Here is a 12619-nt window from a genome sequence, read left to right as displayed (position 1 = left end):
ACACACATCGGCCGACTCCGCCCTGGCCGCTCCCCAGGACGCCGCTGCCGATACGGCCGCCCTCTTTCGCGAAGGTGGAGAACACGTCCTTGGCCATGTTCAGAAGTCCCATCCGTCGTCTTCGGCCTCGTCCTTGACCGGCTCCGGGGAGGCGAACGACTCGCCGACCATCCCCGCGGTGAGCGTGGTGCCGTCGTTCGGGTCGATCAGGATGAACGAGCCGGTGCGGCGCGAGTCGGCGTAGGAGTCGACCGGCAGCGGCTCGGCGGTGCGGATCTTCACCCGGCCGATGTCGTTGGCGACCAGCTGCCCCGGATGCGGGTGCAGGGACAGGTCGTCGAGGGTCAGCCGGGACGGGATGTCCTTGACGATCGCCTTGACCGTCCGGGCCCCGTGCTTGACCAGCACCCGGTGCCCCACGGTCAGCGGCTGGTCGGCGACATGGCAGACCGTGGCCTCGACGTCCTGCGTGGTCGCCGGCGCGTCCTTGCTCGGCACGATCAGGTCGCCGCGCGAGACGTCGATGTCGTCCGCCAGCAGGACGGTCACCGACTGCGTCGTCCAGGCCACGTCGACCGGCTTGCCCAGCAGGTCGATGCCGGAGATCGTGGTCGTACGACCGGAGGGCAGGACCGTGACCGCCTCGCCGACCCGGAAGCTGCCGGCGGCGATCTGGCCCGCGTAGCCGCGGTAGTCCGGGTGCTCGGCGGTCTGCGGACGGATCACGTACTGCACGGGCAGCCGCGCGTGGCAGTGCGCCAGGTCGTGGCTGACCGGGACGGTCTCCAGGTGCTCCAGCACCGTGGGGCCGCCGTACCAGTCCATGTGCGCGGACGGCTCCACGACGTTGTCGCCTTCGAGCGCCGAGATCGGGACCGCCGTGACCTCCGGGACGCCCAGCTCGGTCGCGTACGCCGTGAACTCCTCGGCGATCGCGGCGAACACGGGCTCCTGGTAGTCGACCAGGTCCATCTTGTTCACGGCGAGCACGACGTGCGGGACGCGCAGCAGCGCGGCGATCGCGGCGTGGCGGCGGGTCTGCTCGACGACGCCGTTGCGGGCGTCGACCAGGATCACCGTCAGCTCGGCCGTCGACGCGCCGGTGACCATGTTCCGCGTGTACTGCACATGGCCCGGCGTGTCGGCCAGGATGAACCGCCGGCGCGGGGTGGCGAAGTAGCGGTAGGCCACGTCGATCGTGATGCCCTGCTCGCGCTCGGCGCGCAGGCCGTCCGTCAGCAGCGCGAGGTCCGGGGCCTCCTGGCCGCGGCTGGCCGACGCGCGCTCCACGGCCTCCAGTTGGTCGGCGAGGACCGACTTGGAGTCGTGCAGCAGCCGGCCGACGAGTGTGGACTTGCCGTCGTCGACCGAGCCGGCGGTGGCGAACCGCAGCAGGGTGGTCGACGACAGCTGCTCGACCGACAGCGTCTCGGTGGGTTCGGTGGTGCTCGTCATGGCTAGAAGTACCCCTCGCGCTTGCGGTCTTCCATCGCGGCCTCGGACAGCTTGTCGTCGGCGCGGGTGGCGCCGCGCTCCGTCAGGCGCGATGCGGCGATCTCGGCGATGACCTGGTCCAGGGTCACCGCGTCCGAGTCGACGGCGCCGGTGCAGGACATGTCTCCGACGGTGCGGTAGCGGACGAGCCGCTTCTCGACGGTCTCGCCCTCCTTGGGACCGCCCCATTCACCGGCCGTCAGCCACATGCCGCCGCGCCGGAAGACCTCACGCTCGTGCGCGAAGTAGATCTCCGGGAGCTCGATGTCCTCCTGTGCGATGTACTGCCAGACGTCCAGCTCGGTCCAGTTCGACAGCGGGAAGACGCGCACATGCTCGCCGGGCGCGTGCCGCCCGTTGTACAGGTTCCACAGCTCGGGCCGCTGCCGGCGCGGGTCCCACTGCGAGAACTCGTCGCGCAGCGAGAACACCCGCTCCTTGGCCCGCGCCTTCTCCTCGTCCCGGCGCCCGCCGCCGAACACGGCGTCGAAGCGCTCGGACTGGATCTTCTCCGTCAGCGGCAGCGTCTGGAGCGGGTTGCGGGTGCCGTCGGGGCGCTCCTTGAGCACGCCGCGGTCGATGTAGTCCTGTACGGAGGCCACGTGGAGGCGCAGCCCGTGGGCGGCCACCACACGGTCCCGGTACTCCAGCACCTCGGGGAAGTTGTGCCCAGTGTCGACGTGCAGCAGCGAGAACGGAACGGCGGCCGGCGCGAACGCCTTCAACGCCAGGTGCAGCATGACGATCGAGTCCTTGCCGCCGGAGAACAGGATCACCGGCCGCTCGAATTCGCCCGCCACCTCGCGGAAGATGTGGACGGCCTCGGACTCCAGGACGTCCAGGTGGGAGAGGGCGTAGGGGGAGTCCGCGTCGCCCCGGTCGGATCCGGCGTCGGTGATGGCTGCCGTCGTCATGCTGCACCCCTTTCGTTCGCTTCTCCGCCCGCTCGGCGCAGCGGCGCGGCCGTCGTGGTTGTCTGCGGCCGAACGGCCTGGTGCGCGTCGTTCACAGGAGTCCCCTCTCGGTGAGCAGCGCCCGGACGGCCGCTGCGGACTCCTGCACGGTCTGGGTGTGCGACTCGATGCGCAGATCGGGCGTTTCCGGGGCCTCGTAGGGGTCGTCCACGCCGGTCAGACCGGAGATCTCACCCGCCGCCTGCTTGGCGTACAGCCCCTTCACATCGCGCTCGGAGCACACCTCGACGGGCGTGGCCACGTGTACCTCCAGATACGGGGTGCCCTCCACCTGGTGGCGCCCCCGCACCGCCTCGCGGCTGTCCGCGTACGGCGCGATCACCGGGACCAGCGCCTTCACGCCGTTGCGGGCCAGCAGCTCGGCGACGAAGCCGATGCGCTGGACGTTGGTGTGCCGGTCCTCGCGGGTGAAACCGAGACCGGCGGAGAGGAACTCGCGGATCTCGTCGCCGTCGAGCACCTCGACCCGGTGGCCCTCGCCCCGCAGCTGCCCGGCCAGTTCGCGCGCGATGGTCGTCTTGCCCGCGCTCGGCAGACCGGTCAGCCAGATCGTGGCGCCCGTCATGGATATCTCCTGATGCTCTGTCATCCGTGCAGCCCGCACTCGGTCTTGTTGCTCCCGGCCCAGCGGCCGGCCCTGGCGTCCTCGCCCGCCGACACCCGGCGGGTGCAGGGGGCGCAGCCGACGGAGGCGTAGCCGTCCATCAGCAGCGGGTTGGTGAGCACACCGTGCTCGGCCACGTACGCGTCCACGTCGGCCTGCGTCCAGCGGGCTATCGGCGAGACCTTCACCTTCTGCCGCTTGGCGTCCCAGCCCACCACCGGGGTGTTCGCCCGGGTCGGCGACTCGTCCCGGCGCAGGCCGGTCGCCCAGGCGTCGTACCCGGTCAGGCCCTCTTCGAGCGGCCTGACCTTGCGCAGGGCGCAGCACAGGTCGGGGTCGCGGTCGTGCAGCCGGGGCCCGTACTCGGCGTCCTGCTCGGCCACCGTCTGCCGCGGCGTCAGGGTGATGACGTTGACGTCCATCACCGCGGCGACCGCGTCCCGCGTCCCGATGGTCTCCGGGAAGTGGTAGCCGGTGTCCAGGAAGACCACGTCCACGCCGGGGAACGCCCGCGAGGCCAGGTGCGCCACGACCGCGTCCTCCATCGAGGAGGTGACGCAGAAGCGCGGACCGAAGGTCTCGGCGGCCCACGAGAGGATCTCCAGGGCGGGCGCGTCCTCCAGGTCGCGGCCCGCCTGCTCGGCGAGCTGCTGAAGGTCGGTAGCGGTGGTCACGACGTACCTCCGTCGGGGGAAGGGGAAGGGCCGGTGGTTCCCGGGGCCAGCAGGCCCAGGAACGACAGCCGGAACGCCCGGCTACAGGACCGGCATTCCCACGCTGCGCCCGCCCCGCGGGAGGCCCCCGCCTCGGAGGGGCGCAGGTCCTCGTCCCCGCAGTACGGGCAGTAGAACGGCGCGGCGCGTTCGCTCACTTCAGCGCACCCTCTTCCGCCCGGGCCGCCCACTGGGCGAACCGCTCGCCGTCGGTCCGCTGCTCCTGGAACGCGCGCAGCAACCGCTCGACGTAGTCCGGGAGTTGCTCGGCGGTGACCTTCAGGCCGCGGACCTTGCGGCCGAAGCCGGCCTCCAGGCCGAGCGCGCCGCCCAGGTGCACCTGGAAGCCCTCGACCTGGTTGCCCTGCTCGTCCAGCACCAGCTGGCCCTTGAGGCCGATGTCCGCGACCTGGATGCGGGCGCAGGCGTTCGGGCAGCCGTTGATGTTGATGGTGATCGGCTCGTCGAACTCGGGGAGCCGGCGCTCCAGTTCGTCGATCAGCGAGGCGCCGCGGCCCTTGGTCTCGACGATCGCCAGCTTGCAGTACTCGATGCCGGTGCAGGCCATCGTGCCGCGGCGGAACGGGGACGGCGCGACCCGCAGGTCGAGCGCCTCCAGACCGGCGACCAGCGAGTCGATCCGCGACTCGTCGATGTCCAGCACGATCATCTTCTGCTCGGCGGTGGTCCGCAGTCGGCCGGAGCCGTGCTCCGCGGCGAGGTCCGCGATCTTGGTGAGGGTGGCGCCGTCCACCCGGCCGACGCGCGGTGCGAAGCCCACGTAGTAGCGGCCGTCCTTCTGCCGGTGCACGCCGATGTGGTCGCGCCACTGCTGGACGGGCTGCTCGGGGGCGGGGCCGTCGGTCAGCTTCCGCTTGAGATACTCGTCCTCCAGCACCTGGCGGAACTTCTCCGCGCCCCAGTCGGCGACCAGGAACTTCAGGCGGGCGCGGGTGCGCAGCCGCCGGTAGCCGTAGTCGCGGAAGATCGAGATGACGCCCTCGTAGACGTCGGCGGCCTCCTCACGCGGGACCCACGCGCCGAGCCGGACACCGAGCTTGGGGTTGGTGGACAGCCCGCCGCCGACCCACACGTCGAAGCCCGGACCGTGCTCGGGGTGCTCCACACCGATCAGCGAGATGTCGTTGATCTCGTGCGCGACGTCCAGCAGCGGTGAGCCGGAGACCGCGGACTTGAACTTGCGCGGCAGGTTGGAGAACGCGGGGTTGCCGATGACCCGGCGCTGGATCTCCTCGATGACCGGGGTGCCGTCGATGATCTCGTCCTCGGCGATACCGGCCACCGGCGAGCCGAGGATGACGCGGGGGGTGTCGCCGCACGCCTCGGTGGTGGACAGGCCGACGGCCTCCAGCCGCTGCCAGATCTCCGGCACGTCCTCGATGCGGATCCAGTGGTACTGGACGTTCTGCCGGTCGGTGAGGTCGGCGGTGCCGCGGGCGAACTCCTGCGAGATCTCACCGATCACCCGCAGCTGCTCGGTGGTCAGCCGTCCGCCGTCGATGCGGACCCGCAGCATGAAGTACTTGTCGTCCAGCTCCTCCGGCTCCAGGATCGCGGTCTTGCCGCCGTCGATCCCGGGCTTGCGCTGGGTGTACAGGCCCCACCAACGCATCCGCCCGCGCAGGTCGTTGGGGTCGATCGAGTCGAAACCGGCCTTGGAGTAGATCGTCTCAATGCGTGTCCGCACATTGAGACCGTCGTCGTCCTTCTTGAACTGCTCGTTGCCGTTCAGCGGGGTGAAGTGGCCTACGGCCCACTGGCCCTCGCCGCGGTGGCGGCCGGCCTTGCGGCGGGTCGTGGCGGCTGCGGGGCTGTTCGGGGTGGCGGCCATGGGTGTACGTCCTTCTGGGCGGGCTCAAGGGATCCGGACCTGCGCCGAGCGCCCACGCCGACCTGCGCGGACACAGCGAACGGCGGCGCGTGGCGACGCGTGGCGGGGTCTGCGGGGCGTGGGGTCTCGGCGCGTCCGCGACGACGGGGACGGCGAGAGGTTCGGTGGTGCTGGGCGCTGTCGCGGGGGCTCGTGGCCCCGGACGGTACAGCCTCAGCCCGCCCGACAAATGGCGCTGGACATGCGGCCGAGGTCGACGTGCCGCCGACTCACCAAGGCAATTCCAGCTCGAGACATGACGGAAGCGTGGCACGCCGTTCTCCGGCCAGTCCACCGCTATCCAGAATATGGACATCACTGTCCCGAACTTCGAGACAGTGTGGCGTCGGTCACTACCCGGCGGTGGCGCCCGGTGCATCGGCCGCCCCCGGCAGCACGGGTCCCGCGCCAGGCCAGGGGCCCGGCGCCGGTACGTCGGGCTCCTCGGTCACCGTGGTTTCGTACAGCCGGAAGCCGCGCCGCTCGTAGTTGGCCCTCGCGTGAGCGCCGTCCAAGGTGCAGGTGTGCAGCCACACCCGCTTCGTCGGCACCTGCCCCGGCCACCGTTCGGCCAGGTCCCAGGCCCGCTCGACCCCGTACGTCAGCAAATGGCCGCCGATCCGGCGCCCGCGGAACGCCGGGACGAGCCCGAAGTAGACGATCTCCACGGAGCCGTCCGGCGCCGCCTCCAGTTCGACGAAGCCGGCGGGCGTACCGTGCTCGTACGCCACCCAGGTCTCCACGCCCGGTCGCCCCAGGTGCTCCGCCCACTGCGCGTGGGTCCACGGCAGCCGGTCGGTCCAGGTCACGTCGCCGCCGACCGCCGTATAGAGGAAGCGGCTGAACTCGGGCGAGGGCACCTCGGACCGGACGACCCGGACGTCCTGCTCGGCCGGCGGCCGCTGTGCGGCGGCCAGGTCGGCGCGCGACGTCTGCTCCAGGTACCAGGTGGTGACCGCGATGCTCATGCGGCCAGCACATCACACCGGTGCGCGGGGGCCGGGGCCGGCCCGGTGGAGGAGGAAGGGGCGGCGAGGCGCGATGGCGACCGACACGTCCGAATTGTGAGACATCGGCTCGCCGAGTGGAACGCGGGGGGCGTCCCGGCCCGCGCCTACGGATTCCCGTCGGCCGTCCCCGTCATCCGGGCGAAGACCACCACGTTGCCCGTGTAGCCCGAGCCTGCGGCGTAGACACCGCCGCAGGTCAGGACCCGGAGTTCGGCGCGCCCCGTGTCGCCGTAGACCTTCCGGGCGGGGAAGTTCCGCTTGTCGAAGACCTGGATGCGGTAGACCTCGAAGATCGCGGTCCGCCCGTCCACGCGGGTCACCCGGATCGTCCGGCCCTTCTCCAGGGCGCCCAGACCGTAGAAGACCGCCGGCCCGCTGCGACCGTCGACGTGCCCGACGAGGACCGCGGTGCCGCGCTCGCCGGGCGACGGCGCGTTCGCGTACCAGCCCGCCAGATCGGGGTCCCCGGCCGGCGGGGCCTCGATCCAACCGTCCCCGTCCAGGCCCACTGGCAGCAGCGGAGCCGACACCGCGATCGACGGGATCACCACCCGGGAGGGAACGGAGCGGGGCAGCGGCGGCGGGGCGGGGCCGTCCGGCGGGCGGTCGCCGGGGAACAGGGAGATCACGGCGCGCGGCTGTGGCGGCCCGCTCTCCTCGCCGGACAGCCCGTGCCGCAGCATCCCGAACCCGACGAGTCCGACCAGCGCCAGCACGCCCCACCGGGGACGGCGCCCGGCGGCCCGCCGCTGCGGAGGCGCCGCGGATCCTTCCGGCGCCTCCGCCCCGGGTATCGGGGTCATCACCTCACCTCCCGGACCACGCTCAGGGGCGCACGGTCCCCGGTCGGCACGCTAAGTCCCCACCCCGGCGGCGGCGAGCGCAGCGGGCCGGACGGGTGGCGGGGCACCGGGCACCCGGGCCGCCGGGGTGTCGGAGGTGCGGTGGCCCGCCCGCGCCACGACGGCGCGGGCGGGACGGAGGTGGACGACCGGAGGCGGGACGGAGGTGGACGGCCGAGGCGGGGCGGCTACTCCGTCCCGAACGCCGCGTCCGCCAGCCGCTCGACCTGGTCCGGGTCCGGACACCAGCAGTAGAGCATCACCTCGTCCGCGCCGATCGCCCGGTACGCGGCGACCGCGTCCCGGACCGCGGCGGGGGTGGTGAGCAGCCCGTTCGTGATGTGCTCGGTGTAGTCGTGCGGGCCGTAGTACGCGCGCAGCTCCCGCACGGCGCGCTCGGCGACCGGGTCGGGACCGAGCGCCACATTGACCTGCGCCAGCAGGCGCGGCCGGCCGGTGCGCCCGGCCCGGGCCCACGCCGCCTCCACCCCGCGGAACAGACCGTCCATCTGCCGGGGCGGCAGCGCGGCGCCGAGGAAGCCGTCGCCCCACCGGGCGACCCGCTCCACCACGGCCGGCACGAACCCGCCGAACAGCACCTCGGGCCCGCCGGGCCGCGCCGGAGCCGGCCCGATCGGACCCGCCTGAGCGGAGAGCGGCTCACCCGCCCAGAGCCGCCGCAGCGTCGCCATCTGCTCGTCGAGCCGGCGGCCCCGCCGGCGCAGGTCGACACCGGCGGCCAGATAGTCGTCCTCGCGCCCGCCGATGCCGACGCCGAGCGTGAAGCGCGAGCCGGAGAGCAGATCGAGCGTGGCGGCCTGCTTGGCCAGCAGCGCGGTGCGGTGCAGCGGTGCGAGCAACACCTCGGTCTGCACCCGGATCCGGGAGGTGGCGCCGGCCAGCGTGGCCAGCGTGATCAGTGGTTCGGGGTTGTCGTACACCAGCCGGTCGAGCAGCGCGACGGTGCGGAACGGGGTGGCTTCGGCGCGCCGGGCCCAGCTCAGCAGCTGTGCGGGATCGCCGATGGGAAGGCCGAGGCCTACGGACATGGAGGCTCCTCCAGAAAGGCGTGCGGGCATGCACGATCACGAACTGTCGTGTCGCCCACTCGTTCGGCCACGCGCGTGCCGTACGCGCGGGCTGCTCCCGTTCTGCGACGTCCTTCTGGAGAGCTGTCTTCAGAGCGCCGTCACTCTACGACCACCGCGCGCGCATCCGCACCCGATTTTGTCCCGAGGTCCCCGGTTCCGCCGGTCGACCCGCGCCGCCGCGCCGCCGCCACCGCCGGGGCCAGCGACTGCGGCAGCAGATGGACGGGCCGCGACGGCAGCCGGAGGTCCACCGTCACCCCGTCCGCGAAGCGGTACGGGCGGTGCGCCAGCACGCCCCCGAGGTGGCGGCGCAGCCGGGACAGCTCGGCGCGCACCGTGACCGTACGGCTCGGATCGCCGAACAGGTCCTGGGCGAGCTCGGCGGCGCTGCGCCCCTGCGGGTGCGAGGCGAGGAGGAACAGCAGCTCGGCATGGCGCGGCGTCAGCTCGTGCGACCAGCTGCCGGCCGGCCCGCTGACCGTGACCGTCGAGCCGTCCCGTCCGCTGACGTCCAGTTCCACCCGGCTCGGCCCGGCCTCCCGGTCCGGACGGCCCACCCGGATCAGCCAGCCGCCGGGCAGCGGTTCCAGGGTGCACATGCCGTAGCGCGGCAGCCACAGCGGACCGGCCTCGGGCGCCTTGGGCAGCGCCACCCGGTCCGGCGGCGTCAGGCCCGTCACCCCGGCCACCCAGCCGTTCGGGTCGACGGCCAGCGCCCGCCCGCCGAGCCGCGCCAGCACCGGCGCCGCGCTCGACCGCAGCCGCTCCAGGGACGCGTGGTGGCGGGTGCGCAGTTCACCCTCCGCCAGCCGGGCCACCGCGGACACCAGCGAGAGCGTGGTGGGGTGGAAGCCGTGCGCCGGACCGCTGACGTCCACGGTGCCCAACAGGCGCCCGTCGCGCGGGTCGTGCAGCGGCGCCGCGGCGCAGGTCCACTGGTGGTGGCTGCGGACGAAGTGCTCGGCGGAGTGCACCAGGACCGGGCGGCGGGCGACCAGTGCGGTGCCGATGGCGTTGGTGCCGACCACGCCCTCCGTCCAGTCCGCGCCCTTGTCGAAGCCGAGCCGGTCGGCCATCCGCCGGACCGGCGCACTGCCCTCCCGCCACAGCACCCGGCCCTCGGCGTCGGTGACCACCATGATCTGCTGCGCGGCGTCGGCGGCCGCCAACAGCCCCTCGTTGAGCACCGGCAGCACGGACGCCAGCTGGGACCTGTGTCGACGGTGCTCCAACTCCGCGACGGACAGCAGGTGTTGGGCCTGATCGCCGTCCGGGTCGACGCCCGAGCTCAGCGCCCGTCGCCAGGATTCGCCGATCACCGCACGGGGCGCGTCCGGCGGTGCGTCGGGCGCCACCTCGCCGGCGAGCGCGGCCTCGTGGACGGTCGCGAGACGGCGTGCCGTCGCGCGGGTCTCCTGGGCCGACCACACGGCGCCGTCGATCGGTCTCTCGCTCACGCTGCTCTCCGTTGTGCGACTGCCGCCCGGTCGGTGCCCATCGTGCCGTCACCAGGCCTCCCGGGAGGCGCCATTGTCGAGATCCGCCGCGATCCACTGCAACGCACTGCAACCGTTGTGGCCTATGACGCGTAACCGGGACGCTGGGGCAAGCGGCCGATGGCTTCTCGCCACCACGAGGTTCGCCGGTCACCCGTCGGAGAACCCGCGGGAATGTCGCCGGGATCCCATCGGCCGCCGCGCGCGACGTCGGTTCGGTGTGGGGGAGGGGGCTCACCATGGTGGCCGCTGCCCCGCGCGTCGTGGTGATCGGAGCGAGCGAGGGGGTAAGGATCACGCGTGCCGCCCGGCTGGCCGGCCACTACGGGGTCCCCCGGCTGCCCGCGGTCGACGTCCTGATCAAACGTCAACCACTCCCCGCCGACGGCTACGTCATCGACAGCACCCCCCAACTGCTCGACCGGGTGGCCGGGGTGGGCGGACTGCTGCCCGCACTGGCCTTCGCCGACCTCGTCGTGGCGCTGTGCGGAACGGAGTGGACCGGCACGGACGAGGCCAGCCGGGTGCTGCGGTACTACGAGGCGCGCGGGGTGCTGGTCGCCTTCCCACCGGACGTACCGGACGGCGAGATCATCGTGGCCATAGACGCGGCCCTGCGGGAGCGCACCATGGGCGACCTGCCCCAGGAGCCCTAGCGGGCCCACAGACCGGGAACGGCGCCGAGTCGGCGCGGCACCGCTCCCTGACCGGCGCGGCGGCGGTAACCCCCTGTCCCCGTCCCTCCGCGAGGCGAACGGCCCGGAGCGACGGGGAACCGCCGCCGCGCCGATGTCCTGCCGCTCCGGGGCGCCCCACGGACGTCGAGGGGCCCCGGAGCCGTCGATGGTCCGTCAGTCGTCGACCACCGGGCGCGCCCGCGCCACCACCGCCGCCAGGTCCAGGGTGTGCGGCAGCGTCCCGAATGCCGCCCCGGCGTCGCCGCCCAGTCGGGAGGCGCAGAACGCGTCCGCCACCGCGGGCGGGGCGTGGCGCACCAGCAGTGCGCCCTGGAGCACCAGCGCCATCCGCTCCACCAGGCGGCGGGCCCGGGCCTCGATGCCCTCCAGGTCGGCGAGTTCGGTGAGCATCCCCTTGATCGCCCGGTCCAGCCGGTGGTCCGCGCCGCGTGCGGTACCGATCTCGGTCAGGAAGGCGTTCAGCGCCTCCGGCTCGCGCCGCAGGGCCCGCAGCACGTCCAGCGCCTGGACGTTTCCGGCACCCTCCCAGATCGAGTTGAGCGGCGCCTCGCGCAGCAGCCGTGGCAGCCCCGACTCCTCGACGTAGCCGTTGCCGCCCAGGCACTCCAACGCCTCGGCCACCACCGGCGTGCACCGCTTGGTCACCCAGTACTTGGCCGCCGGCACCGCCAGCCGCAGGAAGTGCCGGTCCTGCTCGGTGCCGCCGTCGTACGCCGCCGCCAGCCGCAGCGCCACCGTGGTCGCCGCCTCCGACTCCAGCGCCAGATCGGCCAGCACATTGCGCATCAGCGGCTTGTCGACCAGCCGGCCGCCGAACGCCTCCCGGTACGCGGTGTGGTGCAGCGCCTGTGCCACCGCCTGCCGCATCACCGCGGCCGAGGCGGTGACGCAGTCCAGCCGGGTCGCCGCGACCATCTCGATGATCGTCGCCACCCCGCGCCCCTCCTCGCCGACCCGGCGCACCCAGGTCCGCCCGTCGAACTCGACCTCCGCGGAGGCGTTCGAGCGGTTGCCGAGCTTGTCCTTGAGCCGTTCGATCCGGAACGCGTTGCGGCTGCCGTCCGGCAGCACCCTCGGCAGCAGGAAGCAGGTGAGCCCTCCCGGAGCCTGGGCCAGCACCAGGAAGGCGTCCGACATCGGCGCCGAACAGAACCACTTGTGCCCGGTCAGCGCATACTCGCCGGGTGCGGCCAGCGGCTCGGCACGGGTCGTGTTGGCGCGGACGTCACTGCCGCCCTGCTTCTCCGTCATGGCCATGCCCGCCAGGGCGCCGCCCTTCTCCGCCGCCGGCCGCAGTTCCCGGTCGTAGATCCGCGAGGTCAGCAGCGGCTCCCACACGGCGGCCAGCTCCGGCTCGGCGCGCAGTGCGGGCACCGCCGCATGGGTCATCGACAGCGGACAGCCGTGCCCGGCCTCGGCCTGGGTCCATACCAGGAAGCCGGCGGTCCGGCGGAGGTGGCCGTCCGGCCGGGACCAGGCGTCGGTCAGGCCCGCCGAGACGGCGTGGCCGAGCAGCCGGTGCCAGGCCGGGTGGAACTCCACCTCGTCGATGCGGTGGCCGTAGCGGTCATGGCTGCGCAGCACCGGCGGGTGGGCGTTGGCCTGTTCGCCCCACTGCTGCGCGTGCGCCGAACCGGCCGCCCGTCCCAACAGGCCCAGCTCCTGCCGTACCTCGTCGAGGCGGGACTCGGCGACGTACCGGGTGACGCCCTCGGTGAGGGCCGCGTCGCTCGCGAAGACGTCGTAGCCGACCAGCGGCGGGGGCTGGTTCATGACGGTATGAGTGGTGGCTGCCATGGCAGATAC

The 12619-nt window shown here is 73.0% G+C and carries 13 protein-coding genes; 1 reads left to right on the top strand and 12 read right to left on the bottom strand.

Annotation, left to right across the window (positions count from 1 at the left end):
• Positions 1 to 99: 99 nt before the first annotated feature.
• From AB0C96_RS14025 to AB0C96_RS13975, 11 genes are all read right to left on the bottom strand, one after another.
• A complete protein-coding gene (locus AB0C96_RS14025) occupies positions 100 to 1455 on the bottom strand; it encodes a GTP-binding protein (protein ID WP_362917006.1) in 1356 nt (451 codons plus the stop codon).
• Positions 1456 to 1457: 2 nt separating this feature from the next.
• Positions 1458 to 2408, bottom strand: coding sequence for a sulfate adenylyltransferase subunit CysD (cysD, locus tag AB0C96_RS14020; protein WP_362917004.1), 951 nt, complete (start codon positions 2406 to 2408; stop codon positions 1458 to 1460).
• A 91-nt stretch (positions 2409 to 2499) separates the two neighbouring features.
• Complete coding sequence (gene cysC / locus AB0C96_RS14015) at positions 2500 to 3033, bottom strand: adenylyl-sulfate kinase (RefSeq protein ID WP_362917002.1); 534 nt, start codon at positions 3031 to 3033, stop codon at positions 2500 to 2502.
• A gap of 20 nt (positions 3034 to 3053) precedes the next feature.
• Positions 3054 to 3746, bottom strand: coding sequence for a phosphoadenylyl-sulfate reductase (locus AB0C96_RS14010; RefSeq protein WP_362917000.1), 693 nt, complete (start codon positions 3744 to 3746; stop codon positions 3054 to 3056).
• Positions 3743 to 3943, bottom strand: coding sequence for a hypothetical protein (locus tag AB0C96_RS14005; RefSeq protein ID WP_362916998.1), 201 nt, complete (start codon positions 3941 to 3943; stop codon positions 3743 to 3745). Before AB0C96_RS14005 ends, AB0C96_RS14010 begins: the two co-directional genes overlap by 4 nt.
• On the bottom strand, positions 3940 to 5637 hold the full coding sequence (locus AB0C96_RS14000; protein WP_362916996.1) for a nitrite/sulfite reductase: 1698 nt from the start codon (positions 5635 to 5637) through the stop codon (positions 3940 to 3942). Before AB0C96_RS14000 ends, AB0C96_RS14005 begins: the two co-directional genes overlap by 4 nt.
• Positions 5638 to 5850: 213 nt before the next feature.
• Complete coding sequence (locus tag AB0C96_RS13995) at positions 5851 to 5934, bottom strand: putative leader peptide (RefSeq protein WP_350257049.1); 84 nt, start codon at positions 5932 to 5934, stop codon at positions 5851 to 5853.
• A 95-nt stretch (positions 5935 to 6029) separates the two neighbouring features.
• Positions 6030 to 6644: a GNAT family N-acetyltransferase gene (locus AB0C96_RS13990; protein ID WP_362916994.1), complete on the bottom strand. Its 615-nt coding sequence runs from the start codon at positions 6642 to 6644 to the stop codon at positions 6030 to 6032.
• 146 nt (positions 6645 to 6790) lie between these two features.
• Positions 6791 to 7369 (bottom strand): class F sortase, encoded by a 579-nt coding sequence (locus tag AB0C96_RS13985; protein WP_362917108.1) that lies wholly within the window; start codon positions 7367 to 7369, stop codon positions 6791 to 6793.
• Positions 7370 to 7716: 347 nt separating this feature from the next.
• The gene (locus tag AB0C96_RS13980) at positions 7717 to 8577 is read right to left on the bottom strand and encodes an LLM class flavin-dependent oxidoreductase (RefSeq protein ID WP_362916992.1); all 861 of its coding nucleotides are present in this window, start codon (positions 8575 to 8577) and stop codon (positions 7717 to 7719) included.
• 140 nt (positions 8578 to 8717) lie between these two features.
• Complete coding sequence (locus AB0C96_RS13975) at positions 8718 to 10076, bottom strand: GAF domain-containing protein (protein ID WP_362916990.1); 1359 nt, start codon at positions 10074 to 10076, stop codon at positions 8718 to 8720.
• A 278-nt stretch (positions 10077 to 10354) separates the two neighbouring features.
• Between AB0C96_RS13975 and AB0C96_RS13970 the strand changes: the two genes are divergently transcribed.
• Positions 10355 to 10771, top strand: a complete 417-nt coding sequence (locus tag AB0C96_RS13970) for a hypothetical protein (protein WP_362916988.1) — start codon at positions 10355 to 10357, stop codon at positions 10769 to 10771.
• A 195-nt stretch (positions 10772 to 10966) separates the two neighbouring features.
• Here the strand turns inward: AB0C96_RS13970 and AB0C96_RS13965 are convergent, their stop codons facing one another.
• Positions 10967 to 12610: an acyl-CoA dehydrogenase family protein gene (locus AB0C96_RS13965; protein ID WP_362916986.1), complete on the bottom strand. Its 1644-nt coding sequence runs from the start codon at positions 12608 to 12610 to the stop codon at positions 10967 to 10969.
• Positions 12611 to 12619 lie beyond the last annotated feature (9 nt).

It is taken from the genome of Streptomyces sp. NPDC048506 (genome assembly GCF_040651315.1).
Taxonomy (GTDB): domain Bacteria; phylum Actinomycetota; class Actinomycetes; order Streptomycetales; family Streptomycetaceae; genus Streptomyces.
The sequence above is the reverse complement of the archived record's forward strand: the minus strand, read 5'-3'. Positions and strand labels throughout refer to the sequence as shown.